The sequence below is a fragment of the Bacillus sp. PK3-067 genome, from assembly GCF_056738645.1.
In genome coordinates this window covers 4,100,725-4,126,668 of sequence record NZ_CP096490.1, presented here as the reverse complement: position 1 = coordinate 4,126,668, position 25,944 = coordinate 4,100,725, and the positions used below count along the sequence as shown (strand labels likewise).

Here is a 25,944-nt window from a genome sequence, read left to right as displayed (position 1 = left end):
TTTGCTATGTTTATACATACTTGCGACATATTATTATAAAATGTTTTCTATGAAATGTAAAAGAGCCTTTTGTTACTAATGCTGAAAAGCTAGCTCTTGTTTAATTGATTGTAAAGAATTAGCGAATAATTCTGGTTCTTCTAAATCAGGAGAATGTGCTGAATTTGGGAACCAAATCATCTTTTTTATAGGCGCTTCAATAATATCGCAATATTCCTGAACGAGTGCATAAGGAGTTTGATAATCATAGCGACCAGAACAAAAATAAACTGGAATAGATAAACTTGAGATAGAAGAAAAGAAATCGATTGTCAGCATTTCTTCCCATAAAATTCCAGATTTTAAATTTCCTGCGAGAAACTTGAACCAATCTAATAGCGTATATTCGGGAGAAAAGAAACCTTTTCGTATGAAAGAAAAGGAAGATCCGTTTTGGATTGCGCCTCCAAATGTGCCAAGCCACTTTCTTTGAATAATGAGACGTCTCGTATCTAAAAATGGTGGTTTGCCTAATTTTAAAAGGGAAGCTAATGCTTTTTTATGATCATGTTTTTTTGCAGAATGAATTAAATGTTGATATAGCAATTCTTCATTTTGTTTCATATGTACAATTTGCCCAATACCGATGTAAGCCTCGATATACTTTGGATATTGATGTGCTATGTTAAGCCCAATAATACTTCCCCAAGAATGACCAGCGAGAAATAGTTTTTGTTTGTTGAACTTTTTAAGTACATATTGAATCACTTCTTTTGCATCGGAAACGAATTGTTCGATTGTGAAATTTGCTCCGAAATCTTTCATTGAAAAGGATTTACCAGCTCCGCGCTGATCCCAATTAATAACAATAAATTGCTTCTCTAATTCTTTTTGAAAATGGCGAATAAATCCGATTTGTGCCATCCCAGGTCCGCCGTGACAGCATAATAAAATAGGTTGCTCTACGTTTTGTCCACGCATAAGGAGAGTTTGTTTTCGATTATTAATCATAACGCTTTCTATCGTAGCGATACTATTAGGAATGAGTTGTTTGTTTTCGTTATAGAACTGAGGGGTGTAGCTACGAAAAAGCATATTGAAAACCTCCTTTTGTGAAATCGTATGAATCGCACAGGCTATTCATTTTGCATATACTGTTAGAAAATCATTGTAACATACCATACTAGTGTCATTTCAACACGGGAGGAGGGAAATTGTGACGATTGGAGAAATTATAGATGGTTTAAATAGACGTGAATCCATCGCTATTATAGCAAAACGTCTTGAAATAAGCCCGTATACATTATCGAAGAAATTAAGATTGATTGGATACGAATATGATGGAGAGCAGAAGAAACGTATTTTTGTAGGAGATGGAGAAGAACCACGTCACTTACAACTCCAAGAAGCGACCGCCCTTCAATATGAGAAAACAGATTATCAATTATTAATTTATGAGCAATTACAAAGCATTTATGAGTTATTAAGAAAAAGAGAAGAAGTAATTGCACCAATTGTGAGTAAAAGTACAGAGAAAAAGAGACGAACCTTTTCTATTAATACAGAAATATTAGCAAGATTGGACCTTATATCAGAATCGAAAGGAATTCAAAAATCTAAACTTGTAGAAGAGGCGTTGCAACAATTTTTACAGCAATATGAAGTTGACAAAACATCACATTTTGATAACTAAAGAAAAGGATACTATGTTCATTAGAAGAACGAGTATCCTTTTTATGATGTATATTACGTATAAAATAGAGAATCAGTACAAATCCTTTATACGTGAAAAATGAAATTTATTATTAGAGAAACACTTAATTTACTTTTTGAATTCTTCCATCAATAACTGGCTGAATTGGTTCTTTTAATTGTTTTACGTAATTGACTAACGCTTCAAAGTCGTTTGGCCCAGTTTCTGCATTTTTACCATTTTTAAATGATACGAATCCATCACCGCCAGAAGCTAAGAAGGCATTTGCAACTACGCTATACGTTGTAGATGGAGATAATTCTTCTCCGTTTGTTAAACGTATATTTGTAACTTTTTCACCGTTTGGTTTATTTGCATCCCACGTATATTGAATACCTGAAATTTGAAGCATTCTTGTTGTTCCTTTTTGCCATTGCTGATTTAAAATATCGCGAATGTCTTGACCTGTTAAATCTACTTTAATCAATTGATTTCCAAAAGGTTGAATGCCGTATAACTCACCCCACGTAATATCACCAGCATCTAAGTCATTACGAATGCCACCAGGATTCATGAGGGAGATTTGAGTTTGCATCGTTTGACGCTGAGCATCGGCAACTAAATTTCCAAGAGTGGACTCACCAGCATCATTTTGTTTACGGTCGATAGGTGCTGTAGATTTTCCGACCACTTCATTTACAAGTGGTGCGATTTTTTCTTTATATTGATCTAGTTTTTTCTTTACTTGTTTATCAGGTTCTACACCTTCATGATACGTTGTAACAACTTCAGCTTTTTTCTTTACAATATCCTTTGTTTTACGATCAATTGTTACATCGACGTCTGAGAAAGCCATTCCGTATGAATTTGCTTGGACAATTAGTTTATTGTTTACTGTACCATTTACATACGTATGACTATGTCCACCGAAAATAACATCAACTTCTGGGTCTGTTTCATTTGCAATTCGAGTAAGATCGCCATTTGTTACCCCAGACTCATCGGTTGTTCCACCGACATGAGCAAGAACGACGATAGATTTAACGCCGAGGCGTTTTAATTGTTGTGTTGATTTATTAATTGCTTCTACTTCATCAGTAATTTGTACATTGTTAAGCATCGTAGGCATAACGACATTTGGTGTATCAGTTGTAACAACCCCAATGAATCCTACAGGAACACCATCTACCATTTTTACAGTAAATGGTGGTAAAAATAAGCGGCCAGTTGATTTGTTATAGAAATTAGCAGCTACATAGGGGAAGTTAGCCCCTTTGAAATTTCCTGTTTTTTCATGATATCCACCGTAAATGAGGCGTTTCATTTCATCAATGCCTTCATCAAATTCATGGTTCCCGATTGTACCGACATCAAATTTTAAGTCATTTAAAAATTCAATCGTCGGTTCATCTTGTAATAATGCTGAAACTGGTGGACTAGCTCCGACGATATCACCAGCATGTACGAGAAGTGTATTAGGGTTTTGTTTTTTATGTTCTTTTAAATAAGTAGCTAAGTAATCAGCGCCACCAGCTTCTTTATTATTGATTTTTTTAACAGTATCTAGTTGTCCATGGAGATCATTAATACCAAGCATTTGTACGTCTATGTAGCGGTTTTGTTCAGCTGGATTCTGAGATGGGGGAGCGGCAAATACGCTTGAAAAAGTAATGGTGCTTAAAACAGCAACGGCAGGAATAATTTTTTTCCACATAATATAATTCTCCTTTTTTATAATCTGACATCATACGACATAATTTTAATAGATTCATAGGATTATAGCTACATAAAAATTTAGTCTTTTCGAAAAATTAACATATTTACAAAAAGTGAATAATAGAGTAAAGACCCTTTTTTATTGTCGATTTCATTGTGTATCTACTATAATGGAGAAAAAAGTAAAAGGTGAGTAGCATGAAGAAAAAGAAACAAAGACAAATGCAAAGACAATCACAAGTGAATCAACCAAAGAAAGAAACACTTACATTAGGCGATCAATTAAATGATTCACTCATGCAACAATTAAAGAGTAAGAAGAAAGAGTTGCAAGTGAGGGAAGAGGAAAAAGAGGCAGCTGAACTGGAAAGAAAGCGCCAAGAACAAAAAGAACGTGAAAAGAATAAATCATTTGAAGAACTGCTAAGTGAAAGTAACCTTACTTGGAAAGACTTTAAATAATAAAAAAATGATCAGTGAAATACCACTGATCATTTTTTGACGAGCTTGTAAGAAAAGGGGAGTTAGAATGAGAAAAATTGTCGTTGTTCCACATGAAAACCATTGGAGTGAAAAATTTCAAATGGAGGCTAAAAGATTAAAATCAGCGATGCCAGAAACGGTAAAAATTTATCATATTGGAAGTACGTCAGTTCCCGGACTGGCAGCTAAACCTATTATTGATATGATCATGGAAGTAGAAAATATCGAAAGAGTAGATGGGTGGAATGAACGGTTTATAGAGCTTGGTTACATCGTAAAAGGGGAAAATGGTATTTCAAGACGCCGATATTTTATTCATGGAACTGAAGAAAAACGCTCGTATCATTTACACGTGTTTGAAAAAGGAAATCCAGAGATAGTAAGGCATTTAGCATTTCGTGATTATATGATGGCTCATTGTGAAGAAGCAGAGGCATATGCAACCTTAAAGAAAGAATTAGCCGAAAAGTATACATATGATGGCGAGTTATATACGGAAGGAAAAAATGAGTTTGTGCGCAATGTGGATGAAAAAGCGAAAGAATGGAGAAAAAATAACGTGAATGAATGAGTTCACGCTATTTTTTAGCTATATAAAAGTGTTATGTAAACTGTACGTATGTTTTGACTTTTGGGATGAATCTTGTTGAAATAAAATTGTGGCTTATAAAAAATGTAACAATGAAAGGGAGACGACTGTGCATATTCCAACAACTACACTTCATAATGGCGTGAAAATGCCGATGATTGGTCTAGGCGTATATAAAGCGAAAGAAGGAGACGAAGTAAAGCAAGCAGTAAAAACAGCGTTAGAAGTTGGATACCGTTCGATTGATACAGCAACTGTATATGAAAATGAAAGCGGTGTCGGAGAGGCGATACGTGAATCAGGAATTCCAAGAGAAGATATATTTATTACAACAAAAGTATGGAACGACGATCAAGGATATGAGGAGACACTCGAGGCGTTTGAAAAGAGTTTGAAAAAATTACAAATGGACTATGTAGATTTATATTTAATACATTGGCCGGTAAGAGGGAAGTATGTTGATACGTACCGAGCTTTAGAGAAATTGTATGAAGAAGGTAAAGTGCGTGCGATTGGTGTTTCTAATTTTCATAAACATCATTTAGAACTATTATTACCAAATTGCAAAGTGAAGCCGATGGTAAACCAAGTGGAACTTCATCCGATGTTGACGCAATTTGAGTTGCGAAATTATTGTCAAGATGAGCAAATTCAAATGGAAGCATGGAGTCCGTTAATGAGGGGCGGAGAAGTATTCCAGCATCCAATCATTCAGGCTATTGCTAACAAATATGAAAAAACACCTGCACAAGTTATATTAAGGTGGGATATTCAAAGCGGGATTGTTACAATTCCTAAATCTGTTACACCATCTCGTATTAAAGAAAACTTTACTATTTCTGATTTTACACTAACTGAAGAAGAGATACGTCAAATTAACACGTTGAATCGTGATTTACATGTAGGAACGAATCCTGATAAATATGATACGTTATAAAAAAGACTGTCTCCTAATACTGGAGACAGTCTTCTGTTTTATCGGTAATTCGATATTTTTAACGATGCAAAGCATATGTGTCATATTTAACAATCTTTTGAAGTTGTATATATTCTTCTTTCGTTAAAGGTAACTGTTGACTAGCTCGTATATTTTCCTGTAATTGTTGAAGAGAGCTTGCACCAGGTATAACAGCTGCAACAGTCTTATTATGTAAGCAATATTGAATAGCTGTTCCTGTTAAAGAGCGTTCTCCAATCATTTCTTTTACACTTGCTAGAGTTGCATGTAATTCATCGTAAGAATAAGAGAGATAATCCTTTTCCTTTACTCTTTCTATCTTTCTTGCATTATTGTCAGTTAAAATTCCTTTTGCAAGTGGCCCGCGGGCAATGACGCTAATTTGGTGTTCATTTAGAAGGGGGAACCATTCTTCTGGACGACGATTTAAAAGGTTATATTCCATTAGTACACTAACGATGTTTGAGCGTTTTGCATATTCACGAACGACATTTGGGCGTATAGAAGAAATACCGTAATGGCGAATAATACCTTCCTTTTTCAATTCTTCAAAAGCTTCAATTGTTTCATCTATTGGATCTTCAATTGTTCCGCCATGAAGTTGGTAAAGGTCAATATAATCAGTTTGAAGTCTACGTAAACTTTCCTTTACTTCAGTCTTTATGTAAGCTTTAGAAGGATCCCAAGACCAGCCATTTTTTTCTTCTGTCCAACGATTTCCAACCTTCGTTGTAAGTACAATTTGGTCTCTTCTTCCCTTCAAGGCTTTTCCAACAAATTCTTCATTTAATCCGTAATCATATAAATCTGCTGTATCAAAAAAATTAATTCCTAAATCGATCGCTTCATCGATAATATGCATAGCTTCTGTTTCAGATGTACCGAGAGACATACAGCCAAGGCCCATTTCTGTAACAAACAAATCTGAGTTTCCTAATTGACGTTTTTTCATAGGGCAACCTCCTTACCTTTATTGTACGAGAGGGAAAAGAGGTTGACAAACGTTTACTTTTCGCTTCGCATTAACTGCCCGTAAAAGCATGATTAATGTTTCACTTTATTTGCTGTAATCCACTCTTGTACAGTTGTATACTCTTTGCTATATTGCTTTAGCTTATGGCGAATTTGCCATGCTTTTCCGACTAAAGTGACGCGATTTGGTAAAATATAAACTTTCATTTCTATCACGCTCCTTTCAATGTGGTAAAATGTATGAGGAAAGAATAGGAAATAGAACAGGGAGATGAAGTAGTATGAGTAATCTTGCAGAGAGAACAGTAAAAACTGAGCCAATTTTTGATGGTAGAGTTATAAAAGTTCGTGTTGATGATGTAGTATTACCAAATGGAGCAATGAGTAAACGTGAAATTGTAAATCACCCTGGTGCAGTTGCTATTATTGCTATTACTGATGAGGGGAAAATTGTGCTTGTTGAGCAGTATCGTAAAGCACTTGAAAAGGCGATTATAGAAATTCCGGCTGGCAAGTTAGAACCTGGTGAAAAACCTGAGGTAACAGCAGTTCGTGAATTAGAAGAGGAAACAGGATATGTATGTGAAAATATGGAGCTCATTACTTCTTTCTATACATCTCCAGGATTCGCAGATGAAATTTTATATGTATATAAAGCGACAGGTTTGACAAGAAAAGAAAATAAAGCTGAGTTAGATGAAGATGAGTTTGTGGAATTAATGGAAGTATCGTTAGAAGAAGCGATTACTCTTATGAAAGATCTTCGTATTCATGATGCGAAGACGATGTTTGCAGTACAATATTTACAACTACAAAAATAAACACTCGCCAAAGGCGAGTGTTTTTTAATTGATTTTTGCATATACACGTGCATCACGTAAGCTACCATCTGGTGCTAGGAAGTCATTTTCCATTGTCCCTTCTAGAATGAATTCTAGACGTTCTGCTAAGCTACATGCATTTATATTTGTTGCATCAGTACGAATTTCAATTCTTCTAGCGCCTAGTTTATCAAAGGCGAACTGAATTGCACCTTTAACAGCTTCGGTCATATAGCCTTGTTTTGTATAGGCACTATGTAGCCAGAAGTGAAGTGAAAACTTTGGAATATCCCAGTTTTCAGGCTTTAGTGTAATTGCTCCGATGAATGTACCAGATACTTTATCGTATAAGTGAAAATCAAGTGTTTCACGAAGTAAAAACTGTCCGTGAGCTTCGCGAACAATTTCTTCAGCACTCTCTTCTGTTTCAGCGTTAATTGGTATCCACGGTACTAAGTCTTCTAGAGAAGCTTGGATTGCTTCATATACTTCTGCACCATCACCTGGAAATGGTTTACGAACTTGCAAGCGTTCAGTTTGAAATAATGTTGGAAAATCTAATAATAATGGTTTCAAGAGAAATCCCTCCTATTCTCTACTTTTTAGTTTAGCAAAGTAGAGCGGAATTTCAATGTTAATTCGTCATACTTTTTTCTTTCTTTCATACATTTTTAATAAGAGTGTGAACGGAGGGAAGAAAAATGTGGCGAAAAAATTGGCAAGACCGTGTAATGTCTCACATACAGGAAAACTCTTCATTATATATATTTAACGCTGTTTTATTATTGATGGGAGTAATATTCGGAGCCATTCTCGTGAATAGTTTACAAATCAATCAAAAACAAGATTTATCATTTTATTTACAACGTTTTTTTGGACAAGTCTCTAAAGGAGAATTTGCCATTGCGGGCGAAATGTTTCGAGAAAGTTACTTTTCGCAATTAAAATACATCGGATTTATTTGGATTTTAGGAATTTCAATTATTGGATTACCACTTATTTTTATTTTATTATTTGTAAAAGGAGTTGTCGTTGGATTTACAGTTGGTTTTTTAGTAAGTCAGCATGGATGGAATGGACTATTATTAGCATTTGTATCTGTTTTGCCACAAAATTTAATTATCATTCCAGTCTTTCTCGTTATGACAACCATTGCTGCAAGTTTTTCTTTACGGATGATTAGGCATCAATTTATTAGAAAAATAACCGAGCCACTATTACCATTATTAATCCGTTATACATGCTTCTTTCTCGTAATTGGAGTGGTGTTAGCACTTGCTTCTAGTGTGGAGGCTTACGCATCACCAGTTTTAATGAAAGAAGTCGTTGAGGCTATTAATAAAAAATAAATACTTTTTGAGAATAATTATCAATTTGTTTTTATTGTTTTTTCTTTTGACAGAAGCCCTTCTTCTGATATAATGGTGTAAGAGTGGCGAGGAGGGAGTAGTACCGAATGGAAGAAAGAATTGAACGAATTAAGAAGCAATTACATGCAGCGAGCTACAAATTAACACCGCAACGTGAAGCAACAGTTCGTGTGCTGCTAGAAAATGAAGAAGATCATTTAAGCGCAGAAGATGTTTACCTCCTTGTAAAAGAAAAGTCGCCAGAGATCGGATTAGCAACCGTCTATCGAACTTTAGAACTATTATCTGAGTTAAAAGTTGTCGATAAGATTAACTTCGGAGACGGTGTTTCACGCTATGACTTACGCCAAGAAGGTGCGCAGCGTTTCCACCATCATTTGATTTGTACACAATGTGGTGCTGTACAAGAAATACAAGAAGATTTACTTGGTGAAGTGGAAAGGAAAGTAGAACGAGACTGGAGCTTTAAGGTGAAAGATCATCGTTTAACATTCCATGGGATTTGTAAAAATTGTCAAGAAAATGAAACGGATGAAAAATAACCTTTTCCTATTTATCTAGGAAGAGGTTTTTTATTTGAATAAGGTATAAATTGGTGAAAGCTTGGCATATGTTGTAATAACTTATATTTTGGAGGAATTTACAATGCGCCGAGCTTTAAAATTAACTTTTGATGGAATAAAAGTATTTTTATTATTTACAAGTTGTACGATTTTGTTTTATTTCGCTATACTATGGATAAATGAAGAATATGAAAGCTATCATCGTTATGAAAAACCTAAAGAAGAGACTGTAGAAAAAGTATCAGGGAATGAAGAACCGGCAAAGGATGCTTTCGTAAATAGAATGATGTTTTTCTATGAAAATGGGGAGTAGTGTAGAGTGGAAGATCAATTAAAAGATTTTATTCATTATATGGTTGTCGAAAAAGGATTAGCAAAGAATACAGTAGTATCTTATGAACGGGATTTAAAAAGCTACGTAAAGTATTTGCAAAATGTGGAACAGACGAAAACTTTTCATGAAGTGACCCGTTTACACATTGTTAACTTTTTGCAGTATTTAAAAGAGAACGGAAAATCTTCGAAAACATTGGCGCGTCATATCGCATCAATTCGTTCGTTCCACCAATTTTTACTTCGTGAACGAGCGGTAGAACACGATCCATCCGTACATATTGAAACGCCACAAGGGGAACGGAAATTACCAAAGGTATTATCAGTTGATGAAGTAGAGGCGTTACTTCAAACACCAAAAATGACAAGTGCTTTTGGTATTCGTGATAAGGCGATGCTAGAGTTACTGTATGCGACAGGACTTCGTGTTTCAGAATTGATTGCACTCAATTTAGAAGATGTACATTTAACGATGGGATTTGTTCGTTGCATAGGGAAAGGGAATAAAGAAAGAATTATTCCACTAGGAAGTTTAGCAACGGAAGCGATTCAAAAGTATATTGAAAAAGGAAGAAGAGAATTAATGGGGAAAAAAGTAGTAGATGCACTCTTTTTAAACCATCATGGTAATCGATTATCAAGACAAGGATTTTGGAAAATATTAAAACGATTAGCGAAAGAGGCAAATATTGAAAAAGAACTTACACCTCATACGTTGCGTCACTCGTTTGCTACGCACTTATTAGAAAATGGAGCAGATTTACGTGCTGTACAAGAAATGCTTGGACATGCAGATATTTCAACTACGCAAATCTATACGCACGTTTCAAAAACTAGATTAAAAGATGTATATAAACAGTTTCATCCGAGAGCATAGTTACTATGCTCTTTTTTTCATAGATTAAGAGGGGAAGACCGTTTCACAGAAACTTCACAAACATTTCGTATATTGTTTTCAGCAGAAGACTAGAATATTACAATGTATTTCCTCTATACTAAATAAAGTATAAAGGAGGAAATGATGATGAAAAAACTGATTATAACTTTATTTATCGCGATGCTAGCGTTGGCTGGCTGTAATACAAACAAAGAAGAACCGAAAAAAGAACAGAAACTTGAAGCTGTAAAAGTAGCAGTCCAAACAAATCCGAAAGAAATTAAACCAGGTGAAAAAACAGAAGTACAAGCACTTGTTACACAAGGGAAAGAAAAAGTAACGGATGCCGATGATGTAAAGTTTGAAATTTGGAAAGATGGCGACGAAAAGCACGAGATGTTAGATGGTAAGCATAAAGGAAAAGGTGTTTATGCAGTAGAGAAAACATTCGAAACGGATGGAGTATACCATATTATTGCTCACACAAATGCACGTGAAATGCACGTTATGCCAGAAGTGAAAGTTGCTGTAGGAAATGCGAAAGTAGAAGATGCGAAAAAAGAAAATAGTGATCACAGTGCAGGACATGGAGATCATAAAAGTGACACAATGATCCATCTTATGGCTGGAGACATAAAGGCAAATGCTGAATCTACAATGAAAGTTCATTTAAAGCAAAAAGAAGAAGCATTAACTGGTGCTGAAGTACAACTAGAGATTTGGAAAGATGGTGTTGAAAAACACGAATTTATTCCAGCGAAAGAAGGGAATAAAGGAGAGTATGAAACGAAACATACTTTCAAAGAGAACGGTGCTTACAAAGTGAAAGTACATGTAAGAAAAGGCGAATTGCATGAACATAAAGAAGAAACAATAGAAGTAAAATAAAAAGTAGCTCTTTAGAGCTACTTTTTATTTTTAATATGAAGAAATAAATCATAAAAAAATTAGCACTTCGTTGCAGAATGGATTACAATAGAAGTGTGAAGAAAATGAGAAATTCTACGAAAATGTATTAAAAAGAAAGCGTAAACATGTTATGATATCAGTATCAGATGTCTGACATCTGACTTAGAAAAAACTAGAAATGTTTTTGAATCGTTTCAAGTAAACGAAATAGGTTAGAAAATGATTTAAAGAAGTACTGTTTGACAATGAGAATTCTTTTGGATAACAGTTTCACTTTATAGCGTTTTGAACATACTACAAGAAGTAGAACTGAACTTATAGGAGGTCGCAGTTATGAATAAATATAAACGTATATTCCTAGTCGTAATGGACTCTGTGGGAATCGGTGAAGCACCAGATGCTGAGCAATTTGGTGATCTAGGATCTGACACAATTGGTCACATTGCTGAACATATGAATGGGTTACAAATGCCTAACATGGTGAAATTAGGTCTTGGTAACATTCGAGAAATGAAAGGTATCTCTAAAGTAGAGAAACCACTTGGATATTACACAAAAATGCAAGAGAAATCTACTGGTAAAGATACAATGACAGGTCACTGGGAAATCATGGGCCTTTACATTGATACACCATTCCAAGTGTTCCCAGAAGGATTCCCAAAAGAATTACTTGATGAATTAGAAGAAAAAACAGGCCGTAAAATTATCGGTAATAAGCCAGCTTCTGGAACTGAGATTCTTGATGAACTTGGTCAAGAGCAAATGGAAACAGGCTCTTTAATCGTTTATACTTCTGCTGATAGCGTATTGCAAATTGCAGCACACGAAGAAGTAGTGCCACTTGATGAGTTATATAAAATCTGTAAAATTGCACGTGAATTAACATTAGATGAGAAATACATGGTAGGTCGTGTTATTGCTCGTCCATTCGTTGGTGAACCTGGAAACTTTACACGTACACCAAATCGTCATGACTATGCATTAAAACCATTCGGCCGTACAGTAATGAACGAATTAAAAGATAGTGACTACGATGTAATTGCTATTGGTAAAATCTCTGATATTTATGATGGTGAAGGGGTAACTGAATCACTTCGTACGAAGTCTAACATGGATGGAATGGATAAGCTTGTAGATACATTAAATATGGACTTTACAGGTCTTAGCTTCTTAAACTTAGTTGACTTTGATGCATTATTCGGCCACCGCCGTGATCCACAAGGATACGGAGAAGCTCTGCAAGAATATGATGCACGTCTTCCAGAAGTATTCGCAAAACTAAAAGAAGATGATCTATTATTAATTACAGCAGACCACGGTAATGATCCAATTCACCCTGGTACTGACCATACACGTGAATATGTACCATTATTAGCATATAGCCCAAGCATGAAAGAAGGCGGACAAGAGTTACCACTTCGTCAAACATTTGCTGATATTGGTGCAACAGTAGCAGAAAACTTCGGTGTGAAAATGCCAGAATACGGAACAAGCTTCTTAAACGAGCTAAAGAAATAGGGGGATAAACAAATGAATCGTGAACTTATTACAAAATCAGCTTCATACTTAAAAGAGAAATTTCAAGAGACACCACAAGTAGGACTAATCCTTGGATCAGGACTAGGTGTATTAGCAGACGAAATTGAGAATGCAGTAACAGTACCTTACAGTGAAATCCCTGAATTCCCAGTATCAACTGTAGAAGGCCATGCAGGTCAACTAGTATTTGGTACACTTCAAGGTGTAACAGTAGTAGCAATGCAAGGACGTTTCCACTTCTATGAAGGATACGACATGCAAAAAGTAACATTCCCAGTTCGTGTTATGAAAGAACTAGGTGTAGAAACAGTAGTTGTAACAAACGCAGCTGGTGGTGTAAATACATCATTTGAGCCAGGCGATCTTATGTTAATTTCAGACCACATTAACTTCATGGGTACGAATCCATTAATCGGACCGAATGATTCTGAAATGGGCGTACGTTTCCCTGATATGTCTACATCATATACAGTAGAACTTCGCGAAATGGCGAAACAAGTTGCAGCAGACTTAAATATTAAAGTACAAGAAGGTGTATACGTAGGAATGACAGGTCCTGTATATGAAACACCTGCTGAAATTCGTATGCTTCGTACACTTGGCGGAGATGCAGTTGGTATGTCAACAGTACCTGAAGTAATTGTAGCGCGTCACGCTGGTATGAAAGTATTAGGTATTTCTTGTATTTCCAATATGGCAGCTGGTATTTTAGATCAACCACTTCACCACGATGAAGTAATTGAAACGACAGAACGTGTTAAAGCTAACTTCTTAGCATTAGTAAAAGCAATCGTAAAACAAATGAAGGGGTGACTTCACAATGAGAATGGTGGACCTAATTGCAAAAAAACGTGACGGACATGCATTAACGACAGAAGAAATTAACTTTATTGTTGAAGGATATACGAATGGTGATATTCCTGATTATCAAGTAAGTTCACTTGCAATGGCAATTTTCTTCCAAGATATGAACGATCAAGAGCGTGCTGATTTAACGATGGCAATGGTAAATAGCGGTGATACAATCGACTTATCGGCTATTGAAGGTGTAAAAGTAGATAAGCATTCAACAGGTGGTGTTGGTGATACAACGACACTTGTATTAGGTCCATTAGTAGCTGCTTTAGATGTACCAGTAGCGAAAATGTCTGGACGCGGTTTAGGACATACTGGTGGTACAATTGATAAATTAGAAGCAGTTCCAGGATTCCATGTGGAAATTGAAAACGATGAATTCATGCGTCTTGTAAATGAAAACAAAATCGCTGTTATCGGCCAAAGTGGTAACTTAACACCTGCTGATAAAAAGCTATATGCACTTCGTGATGTAACAGCAACAGTAAACTCAATTCCGCTTATTGCAAGTTCGATTATGAGTAAAAAAATTGCTGCTGGTGCAGATGCAATTGTTCTTGATGTAAAAACTGGAGCAGGTGCATTTATGAAAACGGATGAAGATGCAAAACGTTTAGCAGAAGCAATGGTACGTATCGGTAATAACGTTGGTCGTAATACGATGGCAGTTATTTCTGATATGAGTCAACCACTCGGTGAAGCTATCGGTAACGCATTAGAAGTTCAAGAAGCAATTGATACATTACAAGGTAAAGGGCCGAAAGATTTAGAAGAGCTATGTTTAACACTTGGAAGTCAAATGGTGTACCTTGCTGGACAAGCTTCATCTTTAGAAGATGCACGTGAAAAGCTAATTGAAGTAATGAACAACGGAAAAGCGCTAGAATCATTTAAAACGTTCTTATCAGCGCAAGGCGGTGACGCATCTGTTGTTGATGACCCTTCTAAATTGCCACAAGCACAATTTAAAATTGAAGTGGAAGCGAAAGAAGACGGATATGTATCAGAAATCGTTGCAGACGAAATCGGAACAGCAGCAATGCTTTTAGGAGCAGGACGTGCAACGAAAGAGTCTGAAATTGATTTAGCAGTTGGTCTAATGCTGCGCAAAAAAGTAGGCGATAGCGTGAAGCAAGGTGAATCTCTCGTTACAATTTACGCAAACCGCGAAAATGTTGAAGATGTAAAAGCGAAAATTTATGAGAACATGAAGATCTCTAAAGAACACGTAGATGCACCAACTTTAGTACACGGTATCGTAACGAAGTAATAAAAAAAGCTGAGGAGATTTCTCCTTGGCTTTTTTTACTATTTTTTGTTTATAATAATAATGGGTGAAATTATGATTAGAATTTGTGCAGTAACAAAAACAGATGAAGTATTATATGATGTTTCTCTAGAAGAAACAAAGAAAGACCATATTGTATGGTATTGGCTAGATTTATATAAGCCAACGAAAGAAGAGTATACATATATTCTGCAAGACCATTTTAAGTTCCATCCCCTTGCAATTGAAGACTGTCTAGAATACGTACAGAGGCCAAAAGTTGATTTTTATGATGGATATAACTTTTTAGTTCTTCACGCGTTTGGAGAAGATGGGCTAGAACCACATGAAATTGATTTGTTTGTTAGTGATCGCTATATTGTTTCTTTCCATTTTTCTCATAATAATGCAATTGAAAGAGTATGGAAAACACTTGGTGAGAAGAGGCGGATTAAGAAAGGACCTTTACATGTAGCACATACGATCACTGATCAAATTGTAGATGATTATTTCGCACCTGTATATTACATTGAAGATCATTTAAATGCGATTGATGATAATTTAACAGGTGAGACAGCAGGAGCCGTACTAGAAGAAGTATTTGATATTAGGGCAGATTTATCTAAGTTAAGACGTACAATTATTCCAATGCGTGATTTATTGTATCGTATTTTGAATTCCACTCGTTTTTACGGTATAAGTGATCATGAGATTTATTTTAAAGATATACATGATCATTTACTTAAACTTACGGAAATGATTGAGGCAAGTCGAGAGTTAACGGCGGATATTCGGGATAGTTATTTTTCATTAAACTCACATCATATGAATAACATTATGAAAACATTAACTGTATTCTCGACTATTTTCATGCCATTAACATTTATTGCGGGAGTATATGGAATGAACTTTACGCATATGCCAGAGCTTGGTGGACAATATAGTTATTTTATTTGTCTTCTTCTAATGGCATTAATTGGCGGCGGAATGATGGCCTGGTTTTATAAAAAAGGATGGTTTAAGTAAAAAAACACCGAGGATTTCCTCGGTGTTTTTTTTCAACCAATAGCATGTAATACAAACATAGCTAAGAATAAGCATGTAATGATATACATAGATGGTGCGACTTCTTTACGCTTTCCAAGAGCAACTTTTAAGATAGGGTAAGCAATAAATCCGAACGCAATGCCATCAGCGATACTATATGTGAGCGGGATCATGACGATAATTAAGAACGCTGGAAATCCTTCTGAAAAATCGTTCAGAGGAATTTGCTGAATGCTTGTAATCATCAGGCCGCCAATAATAATTAAGATTGGTGCAATGGCACTATCAGGAATTAGTTTGACAAACGGAAGTGCAAACAATGATGCAAAGAATAACAACCCCGTAACGATAGACGTCAGACCTGTCTTTCCGCCTGCAGTAATACCTGCGGCACTCTCTACTGTTGATACGGTAGGGCTTGTGCCAAATAGACCACATGTCATTGCTGAAATTGCATTGGCTTGGTAAGCACGTGGGAATTTACGGTCATCTTCTAATAAACCGTGCAGAAGTCCCATGTTCTCAAAAATAAGCACCATGCTTAAGGAGAATGTTGCAATCCAAAACGGTAAGGAAGAAAGTTTGCCAAATGACATAGCTCCAAACACATCCCCGTAATTAGCGAATGAGAATGAACTATTTCCGATTTGACTTGTATCAACAAGGCCAAATAGCCATGCAATACCAGTTCCTATTGCAATCGTCCATAAAAAGTTTCCACGTACGTTACGAATAAATAGTACAAGTGCAACGATAAGAGTAAGCACGGTCGCAAGAACGACAGGGTTACTTAATTTACCCATTGCAACAGCAGTATTTGGGTTCGAAACGACTAAGCCACCTTTTTGCAATCCGATAAACGCTAAAAATAATCCGATGCCGACAGTAATTGCTTCCTTTAATGACTTTGGAATTGATACTGATAGCACGCGAGCGATTGGTGTAAAAGCGGCAATTGCAAAAATAATACCAGAGATAAAGACAGCAGCCAATGCTTCTTGCCAAGTTAGTCCAAGCGTATGCACAGCTGTGTACGTGAAGAATGCATTTACACCCATACCAGGGACAAGAATAGCAGGTGCATTTGCCCAAAATGCCATGAGTAGACATCCGACAAATGAACTGAAAACAGTTGCTAAAATTCCAGCTTCAAGAGGAATGCCAGCATCGGATAAAATTGATGCATTTACAATCATAATATATACGATCGTGAAAAATGACGTAACTCCAGCTAAAACTTCTTGTTTTGGTGATGTTTCGTGTAAACCTAATTTAAATGTTCTTTCAAGTATTCCTTTCATGTTAAACCTTCTTTTTCATATCCCTCTCCCACCCGTGATATCTCTTTCGTAAGAGCTCACCGTCCTTTATTATATCAGAACATCATGTTTTTACAACAAGGAAAATGATAACGTTTACTTATAAATGAAATTATTTATAAATACGTAAAAATTGCCCGTATTGTTGAAATAATTTCTAACTCTCCCGATTGAATGGGTGGAGCTGCTTGCGCATGTAAAGTAGCATAAGACGTAACCTCCCTTGGTAATTGGGCAGATTCTTCAACGAATGAGAGGGGAACAGGATTAATATTTAAATTATATGTACTCGCAATAGCACGAGCTTTTTCTACTGCTTGGTGCAGAGCTTGAATGAGAGCTTGCTCATAATATTTATTTGGATGAGATACTCGGAAACGTAAACCTTTTGCTACATTTGCACCATTTGAAACGGCTATATCATATACTTCCCCAGCTTTTTGTACATTTAAAACGGTAATTTCATACAAATGCTCCACGCGGTATCCTTGCAGCAAGGCTTTATCATTTACATATTCGTATTGAGGAGTAATTGTATAAGAAATCGTCTCTATATCTTTATCGGCAATACCAAGCTGTTTAAGTGCATCCAACAATTGTTTGGATTGCACTGCATTTTCTTCTTGAGCCTGTTTTACATTTTTATCATCTGTTCGAATGCCGAGTGTTAATATAACAACATTCGGTTTTGCTTTTACAACACCTTCTCCTTGTACAGTAATAGTAGCTTCTTTACCAGTATTAGCAGTGCGTACGTTGTGTAAATAAGGATTCATTCCACCCTGCATTTTCCATCACCATCCTTTTTATATGTATATGTGTGAACAAAAAAGAAATTTATATGAAAAAAGTTACATAAATGAGAATGTTGAGGAAAGAAAGCATATACAACATAGGTATTTATAGATTATAATATGTGTAAATATGATAAAAAAGGGACGAGGCTATTGAACGAAAAAAGAGAAACGCTGATTTTAGATTTATCTGCATCATTTCGAAAAATGATACGTTTATTACAAAATGATATTAATACACGTTTTGCAGAACATATGCCATATAATGAATTTTCTGTATTACGTGCGTTATTTTTAAACAGTCCACAGATGGCTTCGCAAATTGCGAGTGAAGTAAACGTAACCTCCAGTCATATTACAGCTGTTACAGATCGTCTCGTACGAAAAGGATTAGTAGAAAGAAAACGTTCTAATTCAGATCGTCGAATCGTGTACTTAGAAATTACAGAGCACGGAAGAGAAGTAACTGAAAAACTTGAAGCTGTGCGTAAAGAATATTATAAAGAGAGATTTAAAGGTTGGAGCGACCAAGAAATAGAAATGGTCTTAGAACTATTTGGCCGCGTATTATAATAAATGAGGATAGGAAGCGAAAGCATTCCTATCCTTTTTCTTTTGAATAAAAATATTTTGAAACTCCGATACTTTAATTAAAAGATCGGAGGAAAGATTATGAAATATATTGCTGCACTTACCATTTTATTTGGTGGTTTTTTCTGTTTTCAAACATTCACGTACGCAGATACGCCTATCCAAGTAGTGCGAAAAGAAGTGAAGTACATTGAAAATGATAATACAGTCTTATATTCGAAATTATGGGTTCGTTCTATGCAAAACGCAGTATTATTTCACCATAGCGATAATATTCGTAATCGGGACACATTACGTAATGTAACAAGTTCATCGCTTGTTAAAGCGAAGCAACTATCTTTTCAGAAAGCAGCACTTTATATACCGAGACTATCGCAATACGTATCAAAAATAGGGAAAGAAAACATTCAAGTGTACTACATTGCGATTCACTATAATGTGAAAAAAGAAAATGCATATCAATTAGATGGCATGAACTATTTTCTACAAGTATTCGTAAAAGAGCGTGGGGAATGGAAAATTGCCGAAAGTGTAGTTGCCCCGACAGAGCAAATTGTGCAAAATGGTGATGGATTTGGAATGAAAGAAGAGATGGTGTATGGGGATAGGAGAGAGAATGTGAAATAACCTCCTCATCGAGAGGAGGTTATTTTATTTGAAATTCCAAGAGACTTTCCATTTTAATATTTTAGGTAGGAAGAAATACGTAATGAAACTAGTTATTAAAAATCCGATGTAAAAGCTGGACAATGAGTGCGCGCGACTTAGTATTAAACCTCCAACGATCCCACCAAAGAAAATAGCGCATGCCATTACTAACTTTTGTAACTTTGGATATAATAGATAGTTACCATTTCGCTCATTGATTGAACGGGCATATAAATAAATACCGAGTGGTAATAAAATAAGTATATGTGCAATAGGTGCAATCAATGTTTTTGCCGGCGGAATCTTTGTAAAGTTTGGTTCGTTATGACGTACTCCATTTTGATCAGTATAAGCGCTTTGTGGATCATAATTAAAGTTAATAGTAAAATCTTCTGCTGGACTAGAAATACGTATGTTTTCCATAACATCATGTATAATGCCATTGTTCTCATGAAAGTCGGCACTCGAGTGAACAGCAATGACTCCTGATATTAGAGATGGAAGTAACGCTGGGAAGATTAATATAGCTGCAGTAAGAAATCCTTGCGATATCACATTTCCAGCGATTGTTCCTATACATAAGGCAAGTGTATAAATAGCGATTAATACAATTAACATATATATAAAGTAACTATGAAACGGTGAAAATACTTGATATTTATTATGAAAAGTCAACCTTTTCATAATAGCAAATAGCCCCCAGTTTAAAATGACAACAGCGGCGATATTACAGATTCCAAACAACCACTTTGTTATATAAAGGTGTGAACGTTTAAAGGGCATAGACCATAACAAGTCGCTAGCGTTATTTTGTCTTTCCCATCCAATTAACGTACAAGCTAGAATGGTCAGTATGCTACCTAACAGCATGATAGGATCTAAAAGTGTTAAATCAAAGTGATAATGATATACATAGTTCCATTTTTTATTGTCATTTAGAAAGTGTTGCTGTTGAATAGAAGTCATATAGTATTTATATGACAAACTATAGAAGCTGACGAGCCAAAATAACCATACAACATATTTACTTTGTTGATACGTTCTTAGCCATAGTGCTTTTTGAAACATAGGATCTCTCCTTTAAAAAACTTTATAATTTGTTAGGCGTGATAATACAACATAAGTAATGATTCCAGCGAGAAACAAACTGATATAGTAGTTAGGTAAGAAATAAAATTGATTGATTTTATAGCCACCTAGTAATGAAAAGTAAATCGTTGTCCCCCATATACATATTTTTAAATGTTTTTGGAAAATAAATATCCTTTGACTATTTTCATTTGGTGAACGCACATATAAATATGTCCCAAGTAGTAAATAAAATATTGTATAGAAAATAGGGACTAACATTGATTTGGCTGAATAATATACGTGAGATGCTGGATTTCTTAAAGTAGTTGGATCGTTGTCCCTCTTCCGAGAATCTGGCTGATAGTTATAATCAATAGAAAAGCGATATATTGGTACAACTATATTTGTTTTTTGATTGATTTCATATAGTTGTTGATCTAATTTATTATTTTTAGTATCGGTAGCCTCTAAATGGTTTAGTGTAAAAGTGTACACTAGTGGAATAAATGTAAGGCCCATTAGTAGCCATGGAATGCAAAAAATGACCTGTGAAACAATACTTCCAGTAAAAGTACCGATACATAGAGCAGCTGTATAGACTGCAACATAAGAAACTATCGCATAAAGAAAGTATCGGTGAAGTGGACTAAATGATTGATAATCAAAATGGATAGTTGTTCTATAAATAACATACATAATAATCCAATTTATAAGTAACGAGCTCACAATACAGAAGGAACCGAAAGCCCATTTAGATAAGAAAACATGTTTTCTTTTAAATGGCATCGTCATAAGTAGTGTATTAGATTGGTTGCTACGTTCCCATCCTATCAATAAGCAGGCTAAAGCAATGATAAGAACAGTTAACCAAAAACTATTACCATCTCGTGCAGAAAAGGTATAAAAATAATAATACTGTTCCCCTTTTTCTTGTAATTCGTAATATTTATCGAGTTCCATCTGAGCACTTCTATAGTATCCGAGAGATAGAAGATAAAGCGAACTAAAGAAGAATAGTAACGCAGCATATTTCCCACGCTTCCAATTCCACATCCATAACGCTTTATGAAACATATCCATCCTCCTCCAGTGTCGTAACGAAGACATCTTCAAGTGACATTGTTAATTCTTCAATGAGCAGTGGTTGTTCTTTATAAAACTTCTCGAGTGTTGTAGTCACATTTCCTTCAATTAAGATTGTATATACTTTTCCTGTTTGATTTAATATTTTAATATTGCTTAAGTTTTCTAGTTTTTGAGGTAATGAACGCTCGTAAGCTACTTGTATTTTTGCAAATTGTGATTTTGCATCGTCTAGTGACGTAATAGATGCTACAGTATGTCCTTTTAACATAATGATTGTATCTGCAATTTGTTCCACTTCATCTAAATGATGGGTAGAGATGAAAATGGTAATTTCTTTTTCTGCAACTTCTCCAACGAGAAACTGTAAAATCTGTCTTTTAACGATAGGATCAAGTCCGTTTGTTGGTTCATCTAAAATAATATATTCTGCTTTTGCAGCAACAGCTAAAATGATGGCAAGCAGTGCTTTCATTCCTTTTGAATAACTACGAATTCGTTTATTTGGTAAGTTGAAATGTTCTAGTAGTTCATAGAAATATGGTTCATCAAAAGCTGTATAAACTGCTTTATAAAACTTCACGATTTCTTTTACTGTATAACCGTTCAGTATGTTAGTAGAATCCGGAACATATACGATTTTTTGTTTCGTTTCAGGATTCTTATGAATGTCGATATCCTCATATGTAACAGTTCCCTCGTCTGGGTCTAAAATGCCGACCATCGTTCGTAATAAAGTTGTTTTTCCCGCGCCGTTTCTTCCAAGTAACCCGATGATACTACCTTTTTGTAATGTGAAAGAAACATCGTCTAAAATTGTTTGAGTATCAATTGTTTTCTTCAAGCTTGTCACTTTCAGCATCCGTATTTCCTCCAATCTCTTTATAGTATGAATCTATCCAATCATGAATTTTATCTTTCGTAACACCAAGATAAGAGGCTTCTAATAGTAATTGATGAAATTGCTTTTCAACCATAGCGATTTTCCTTTCGTCTAATGTTGGGGTAATCGATTGGGATACAAATGTTCCTTTTCCTCGTAACGTTTCAATAATTCCTTGTCGCTCTAACTCTTGATACGCTTTACTCACTGTATTTGGATTTATAACGAGTAAAGAAGCGAGTTCGCGTACAGAAGGAAGTTTATCACTTGGAGCCAACATGCTTTTCAATACGAGTTCTTTTATATTTTGAACAATTTGTTCCCATATCGGAGTGTTGCTTCTTGGGTCAAGTTGAATATGCAAGAGCAATGTCTCCTTCCTCATATGTATTAAGTGTACTACTATATGTAATACACTTAATACAATATAGGGGACGAATGTATTTGTCAACTGAAAATAATAGAAAAAATTGGTATTAAAAAAAGATAAATTGGAAAAAATAGGTCTGATATAGAATGGAGGGTTAGTCATGAAGCGAGTTTTTGGAATACTTGTTTGTTTCATGTTATTGCTTTCTGGAACTTCAGTGAGTTTCGCGCAATCTGAGAAAACGAAGCCAGAGAAAACAGAAGAAACAACGCCGAAGTTAGCGGAACAAGCGTCGTCAGCAATCGTAATTGAGCAAGATACAGGTAAAGTTTTATTTGATAAAAACCCAAATGAAAAATTACCACCTGCTAGTATGACAAAGATTATGACAATGCTTTTAATTATGGAAGAAGTTGAAAAAGGAAAATTAAAACTGACCGATAAAGTTAGAGCGAGTGAACATGCAGCTTCAATGGGTGGATCGCAAATCTTTTTAGAACCTGGGGAAGAGATGACTGTAAATGAGATGTTAAAGGGTATTGCAATTGCATCTGGAAATGACGCATCTGTTGCGGTAGCCGAGCACATCGCAGGTTCAGAAGAAGGATTTGTAAATATGATGAACAAAAAGGCGAAAGATTTAGGGCTGAAAAATACACATTTTCAAAACCCAACAGGTCTTCCGGCCAAAGACCATTATTCGACAGCAAATGATATGGCTATAATGGCGAGAGAATTGATGAAGTATCCACTTATTCGTAAATACACAGGTAAGTACGAAGATTATTTACGTGAAGATACGGATAAAAAGTTTTGGCTCGTTAATACGAATAAACTAGTACGTTTTTATCCTGGCGTAGATGGAGTAAAAACAGGTTTTACGACAGAAGCGAAATATTGTTTAACAGCATCGGCTGAAAAAAATGGTATGCGTGTCATTTCAGTTGTCATGGGAGCACCAACATCAAAAGAACGGAACAACCAAGTGACAAAGCTTCTTGACTATGCATTTGGACAATATATGACAAAGAAATTGTATACGCGCGGCGAAAAAATTAAGACAGTTCAAGTAGGAAAAGGGAAAAAAGAAAAAGTAGATTTAGTTGCGTCAGATAATGTTTCTCTTCTTATGAAGAAGGGCGAGAATATGGACAAGGTAAAACAAGAAGTAATTGCTGAAAAGAAAGTAAAAGCACCGATTAAAAAAGGTGACGCGCTTGGCACCCTTGTTATTAAAAAAGATAAAGATGTTTTATTAAAACAAACAATTGTAGCAAAAGAAGATGTTGCTGCAGCGAGCTGGTGGGAGTTATTTAAAAGAAGTTTTGGGATGTTTTCAACATCAAAATAGCGGCAAATATTTTGCCGCTTTTCTATTCGTATGTAAGTGAATAATGCTGAAAGGTTTCACTTTATGACGAAATAGTTCTTCTTTTGTCAGCAGGAAGGATTCTTATTTTGTATCACGAAAATCTTTATGTATGTGAATAAGTAAAGTTTGAGCATAAGGAGGAAATCGTGTGAGTCTTTCCATGCAATTAGAAGTAAAACGTGACGTCCTATGTGTGAGACTAGAGGGTGAATTAGATCATCATACGGCTGAAGAGTTGCGAACGAAAGTAACAGATATGATTGAGACACATGGTGTTCATCATATTGTTTTGAGCCTAGAGAACTTATCGTTTATGGATAGTTCTGGTCTAGGTGTTATATTAGGCCGATATAAACACGTAAAGGGATTAGGTGGAGAAATGGTTGTTTGTGCAATTTCACCGCCTGTTAAGCGTTTATTTGAAATGTCGGGCTTATTCAAAATCGTTCGCTTAGAAGAAAGTGAAGCGCACGCGCTCGCGACGTTGGGGGTGGCATAGATGAGAAATGAAATGAACCTTCAATTTTCAGCATTAAGTCAAAATGAATCATTCGCTCGCGTTACAGTGGCGGCTTTCATTGCACAACTAGATCCAACGATGGAAGAATTAACGGAGATTAAAACAGTTGTGTCAGAAGCGGTTACAAATGCAATTATTCATGGATACGAAGGAAATGCAGAAGGTATTGTTTATATTTCTGTAATTTTGGAAGAAGCAATGGTGAAACTCACGATTCGAGATGAAGGGATTGGAATCTTTAACTTAGATGAAGCGAGACAACCCCTTTTTACAACTAAACCTGAATTAGAGCGTTCCGGAATGGGATTTACTATCATGGAAAATTTTATGGATGAAGTAGAAGTTATTTCAAACGAATCTTTCGGGACAACAATCCATTTGACAAAATACTTATCAAATAGTAACGCTCTATGCAATTAAGGAGAATAGCCTATGGACATAGAGGTCAAAAATGAGAAGAAGAAACCTCAGTTAAAGGACCACGAGCTAAAAGCGTTAATTCAAAAAAGTCAAGATGGAGATCAACAAGCGAGAGATACAATCGTTCAAAGTAATATGCGCCTCGTTTGGTCGGTTGTACAGCGGTTTCTTAATCGAGGATACGAACCAGACGACCTATTTCAAATTGGATGTATTGGGCTCTTGAAATCGGTAGATAAATTTGATTTATCTTTCGACGTGAAATTTTCAACATATGCAGTTCCAATGATTATTGGTGAAATACAACGTTTCTTACGCGATGATGGATCAGTGAAAGTTAGTAGGTCTTTAAAAGAAACAGGAAACAAAATTCGAAAGATGAGAGATGAGCTTTCGAAAGAATTCGGAAGGGCTCCAACGATTAATGAAGTGGCAGAGGCACTAGAACTAACGCCAGAGGAAGTTGTTCTAGCACAAGAAGCGAGCCGGGCCCCTTCATCTATACATGAAACTGTATATGAAAACGATGGAGATCCAATCACTATTTTAGATCAAATTGCAGATCAATCTGAAACGAAATGGTTCGATAAAATCGCTTTAAAAGAAGCGATTAGAGAACTAGATGAACGAGAGCGCTTAATTGTATACTTACGTTACTATAAAGATCAAACACAGTCAGAAGTAGCCGAGCGCATAGGCATTTCGCAAGTACAAGTTTCAAGACTTGAAAAGAAAATATTAAAACAGATGAAAGATCGAATAGACGAATAATTGTCTATTCGATTTTTTTATGCCGTTAATAGGAGAGAGATGTTAATTTTCGCAAAAATTAACAGAATTTATTGATAATTTAGTCAATTTAAAATATAATCCAAGTATGAACTTGTCATAAAGGGGGAAGG

The 25,944-nt window shown here is 35.5% G+C and carries 31 protein-coding genes; 20 read left to right on the top strand and 11 right to left on the bottom strand.

Annotated elements, in window-relative coordinates; all coding sequences use genetic code 11:
• Positions 1-75: 75 nt before the first annotated feature.
• The gene (locus M1D73_RS21135; RefSeq protein ID WP_000898969.1) at positions 76-1,074 is read right to left on the bottom strand and encodes an alpha/beta fold hydrolase; all 999 of its coding nucleotides are present in this window, start codon (positions 1,072-1,074) and stop codon (positions 76-78) included.
• Between the two features lie 121 nt (positions 1,075-1,195).
• Between M1D73_RS21135 and M1D73_RS21130 the strand changes: the two genes are divergently transcribed.
• A complete protein-coding gene (locus tag M1D73_RS21130; protein ID WP_000151931.1) occupies positions 1,196-1,672 on the top strand; it encodes a ribbon-helix-helix domain-containing protein in 477 nt (158 codons plus the stop codon).
• A gap of 124 nt (positions 1,673-1,796) precedes the next feature.
• Here M1D73_RS21130 and M1D73_RS21125 read toward each other — a convergent pair whose 3' ends face one another.
• Positions 1,797-3,386, bottom strand: coding sequence for a bifunctional metallophosphatase/5'-nucleotidase (locus M1D73_RS21125; RefSeq protein ID WP_000265551.1), 1,590 nt, complete (start codon positions 3,384-3,386; stop codon positions 1,797-1,799).
• A 200-nt stretch (positions 3,387-3,586) separates the two neighbouring features.
• On the opposite strand from M1D73_RS21125, the gene M1D73_RS21120 reads away from it, so the two are divergent.
• The 3 genes from M1D73_RS21120 to M1D73_RS21110 all read left to right on the top strand — a co-directional run bounded on the left by M1D73_RS21120 (position 3,587) and on the right by M1D73_RS21110 (position 5,397).
• Positions 3,587-3,850 (top strand): YqkE family protein, encoded by a 264-nt coding sequence (locus M1D73_RS21120; protein ID WP_000727561.1) that lies wholly within the window; start codon positions 3,587-3,589, stop codon positions 3,848-3,850.
• 67 nt (positions 3,851-3,917) lie between these two features.
• On the top strand, positions 3,918-4,442 hold the full coding sequence (locus M1D73_RS21115; protein ID WP_001227191.1) for a GrpB family protein: 525 nt from the start codon (positions 3,918-3,920) through the stop codon (positions 4,440-4,442).
• Between the two features lie 127 nt (positions 4,443-4,569).
• A complete protein-coding gene (locus M1D73_RS21110; RefSeq protein ID WP_086401305.1) occupies positions 4,570-5,397 on the top strand; it encodes an aldo/keto reductase in 828 nt (275 codons plus the stop codon).
• Positions 5,398-5,455: 58 nt separating this feature from the next.
• Here M1D73_RS21110 and M1D73_RS21105 read toward each other — a convergent pair whose 3' ends face one another.
• Complete coding sequence (locus tag M1D73_RS21105; protein WP_000747210.1) at positions 5,456-6,370, bottom strand: aldo/keto reductase; 915 nt, start codon at positions 6,368-6,370, stop codon at positions 5,456-5,458.
• Between the two features lie 92 nt (positions 6,371-6,462).
• On the bottom strand, positions 6,463-6,597 hold the full coding sequence (gene mciZ / locus M1D73_RS21100; RefSeq protein ID WP_000870302.1) for a Z-ring formation inhibitor MciZ: 135 nt from the start codon (positions 6,595-6,597) through the stop codon (positions 6,463-6,465).
• A 74-nt stretch (positions 6,598-6,671) separates the two neighbouring features.
• Here mciZ and M1D73_RS21095 point away from each other — a divergent pair, with 74 nt between their 5' ends.
• Positions 6,672-7,211, top strand: coding sequence for an NUDIX hydrolase (locus M1D73_RS21095; protein ID WP_000067042.1), 540 nt, complete (start codon positions 6,672-6,674; stop codon positions 7,209-7,211).
• Between the two features lie 24 nt (positions 7,212-7,235).
• Here the strand turns inward: M1D73_RS21095 and M1D73_RS21090 are convergent, their stop codons facing one another.
• The gene (locus M1D73_RS21090; protein ID WP_000803479.1) at positions 7,236-7,787 is read right to left on the bottom strand and encodes a GNAT family N-acetyltransferase; all 552 of its coding nucleotides are present in this window, start codon (positions 7,785-7,787) and stop codon (positions 7,236-7,238) included.
• A 155-nt stretch (positions 7,788-7,942) separates the two neighbouring features.
• On the opposite strand from M1D73_RS21090, the gene spoIIM reads away from it, so the two are divergent.
• From spoIIM to corA, 9 genes are all read left to right on the top strand, one after another.
• Positions 7,943-8,560: a stage II sporulation protein M gene (spoIIM, locus tag M1D73_RS21085; RefSeq protein WP_013142149.1), complete on the top strand. Its 618-nt coding sequence runs from the start codon at positions 7,943-7,945 to the stop codon at positions 8,558-8,560.
• Between the two features lie 107 nt (positions 8,561-8,667).
• A complete protein-coding gene (gene fur, locus M1D73_RS21080; RefSeq protein ID WP_000392657.1) occupies positions 8,668-9,123 on the top strand; it encodes a ferric iron uptake transcriptional regulator in 456 nt (151 codons plus the stop codon).
• A 103-nt stretch (positions 9,124-9,226) separates the two neighbouring features.
• Positions 9,227-9,457, top strand: a complete 231-nt coding sequence (locus M1D73_RS21075; RefSeq protein WP_001250432.1) for a YqzK family protein — start codon at positions 9,227-9,229, stop codon at positions 9,455-9,457.
• Between the two features lie 6 nt (positions 9,458-9,463).
• Entirely contained in the window at positions 9,464-10,354 is an 891-nt protein-coding gene (gene xerD / locus M1D73_RS21070; RefSeq protein ID WP_000390088.1) for a site-specific tyrosine recombinase XerD, read from the top strand.
• A 147-nt stretch (positions 10,355-10,501) separates the two neighbouring features.
• Positions 10,502-11,242: a FixH family protein gene (locus M1D73_RS21065; RefSeq protein WP_000733456.1), complete on the top strand. Its 741-nt coding sequence runs from the start codon at positions 10,502-10,504 to the stop codon at positions 11,240-11,242.
• A 354-nt stretch (positions 11,243-11,596) separates the two neighbouring features.
• Positions 11,597-12,781, top strand: a complete 1,185-nt coding sequence (gene deoB / locus M1D73_RS21060) for a phosphopentomutase (RefSeq protein WP_001046079.1) — start codon at positions 11,597-11,599, stop codon at positions 12,779-12,781.
• Between the two features lie 12 nt (positions 12,782-12,793).
• On the top strand, positions 12,794-13,615 hold the full coding sequence (locus M1D73_RS21055) for a purine-nucleoside phosphorylase (RefSeq protein ID WP_001078446.1): 822 nt from the start codon (positions 12,794-12,796) through the stop codon (positions 13,613-13,615).
• 7 nt (positions 13,616-13,622) lie between these two features.
• Complete coding sequence (locus M1D73_RS21050; RefSeq protein WP_001243069.1) at positions 13,623-14,927, top strand: pyrimidine-nucleoside phosphorylase; 1,305 nt, start codon at positions 13,623-13,625, stop codon at positions 14,925-14,927.
• A 60-nt stretch (positions 14,928-14,987) separates the two neighbouring features.
• On the top strand, positions 14,988-15,950 hold the full coding sequence (gene corA, locus M1D73_RS21045) for a magnesium/cobalt transporter CorA (protein WP_002026281.1): 963 nt from the start codon (positions 14,988-14,990) through the stop codon (positions 15,948-15,950).
• Between the two features lie 32 nt (positions 15,951-15,982).
• On the opposite strand, the gene M1D73_RS21040 is transcribed toward corA, so the two are convergent.
• Positions 15,983-17,272: an NCS2 family permease gene (locus tag M1D73_RS21040; RefSeq protein ID WP_000676248.1), complete on the bottom strand. Its 1,290-nt coding sequence runs from the start codon at positions 17,270-17,272 to the stop codon at positions 15,983-15,985.
• Between the two features lie 134 nt (positions 17,273-17,406).
• Positions 17,407-18,078 (bottom strand): SIMPL domain-containing protein, encoded by a 672-nt coding sequence (locus tag M1D73_RS21035; RefSeq protein WP_001161449.1) that lies wholly within the window; start codon positions 18,076-18,078, stop codon positions 17,407-17,409.
• A 159-nt stretch (positions 18,079-18,237) separates the two neighbouring features.
• Between M1D73_RS21035 and M1D73_RS21030 the strand changes: the two genes are divergently transcribed.
• Both M1D73_RS21030 and M1D73_RS21025 read left to right on the top strand, forming a co-directional pair.
• Positions 18,238-18,657, top strand: coding sequence for a MarR family winged helix-turn-helix transcriptional regulator (locus tag M1D73_RS21030; protein ID WP_001003307.1), 420 nt, complete (start codon positions 18,238-18,240; stop codon positions 18,655-18,657).
• A 99-nt stretch (positions 18,658-18,756) separates the two neighbouring features.
• Positions 18,757-19,302, top strand: a complete 546-nt coding sequence (locus tag M1D73_RS21025; RefSeq protein ID WP_000873774.1) for a hypothetical protein — start codon at positions 18,757-18,759, stop codon at positions 19,300-19,302.
• Positions 19,303-19,326: 24 nt separating this feature from the next.
• Here M1D73_RS21025 and M1D73_RS21020 read toward each other — a convergent pair whose 3' ends face one another.
• From M1D73_RS21020 to M1D73_RS21005, 4 genes are read right to left on the bottom strand one after another with little or no spacing between them, the layout of a single operon-like run.
• Complete coding sequence (locus M1D73_RS21020; protein WP_000486538.1) at positions 19,327-20,391, bottom strand: ABC-2 transporter permease; 1,065 nt, start codon at positions 20,389-20,391, stop codon at positions 19,327-19,329.
• Between the two features lie 12 nt (positions 20,392-20,403).
• Positions 20,404-21,468 (bottom strand): ABC transporter permease, encoded by a 1,065-nt coding sequence (locus M1D73_RS21015; RefSeq protein ID WP_000468523.1) that lies wholly within the window; start codon positions 21,466-21,468, stop codon positions 20,404-20,406.
• A complete protein-coding gene (locus tag M1D73_RS21010) occupies positions 21,458-22,339 on the bottom strand; it encodes an ABC transporter ATP-binding protein (RefSeq protein ID WP_000922165.1) in 882 nt (293 codons plus the stop codon). The genes M1D73_RS21015 and M1D73_RS21010 overlap by 11 nt, the downstream gene beginning before the upstream one ends.
• Positions 22,305-22,724, bottom strand: coding sequence for a GntR family transcriptional regulator (locus M1D73_RS21005; protein WP_000548045.1), 420 nt, complete (start codon positions 22,722-22,724; stop codon positions 22,305-22,307). Before M1D73_RS21005 ends, M1D73_RS21010 begins: the two co-directional genes overlap by 35 nt.
• Before the next feature lie 166 nt (positions 22,725-22,890).
• Here M1D73_RS21005 and dacF point away from each other — a divergent pair, with 166 nt between their 5' ends.
• From dacF to sigF, 4 genes are all read left to right on the top strand, one after another.
• Positions 22,891-24,081, top strand: coding sequence for a serine-type D-Ala-D-Ala carboxypeptidase DacF (gene dacF, locus M1D73_RS21000; protein WP_000831981.1), 1,191 nt, complete (start codon positions 22,891-22,893; stop codon positions 24,079-24,081).
• 169 nt (positions 24,082-24,250) lie between these two features.
• Entirely contained in the window at positions 24,251-24,601 is a 351-nt protein-coding gene (spoIIAA, locus tag M1D73_RS20995; RefSeq protein WP_000059135.1) for an anti-sigma F factor antagonist, read from the top strand.
• On the top strand, positions 24,602-25,042 hold the full coding sequence (gene spoIIAB / locus M1D73_RS20990) for an anti-sigma F factor (RefSeq protein ID WP_001243398.1): 441 nt from the start codon (positions 24,602-24,604) through the stop codon (positions 25,040-25,042).
• A gap of 12 nt (positions 25,043-25,054) precedes the next feature.
• Positions 25,055-25,813, top strand: coding sequence for an RNA polymerase sporulation sigma factor SigF (gene sigF, locus M1D73_RS20985; protein WP_000350729.1), 759 nt, complete (start codon positions 25,055-25,057; stop codon positions 25,811-25,813).
• The last annotated feature ends 131 nt before the right edge of the window (positions 25,814-25,944 follow it).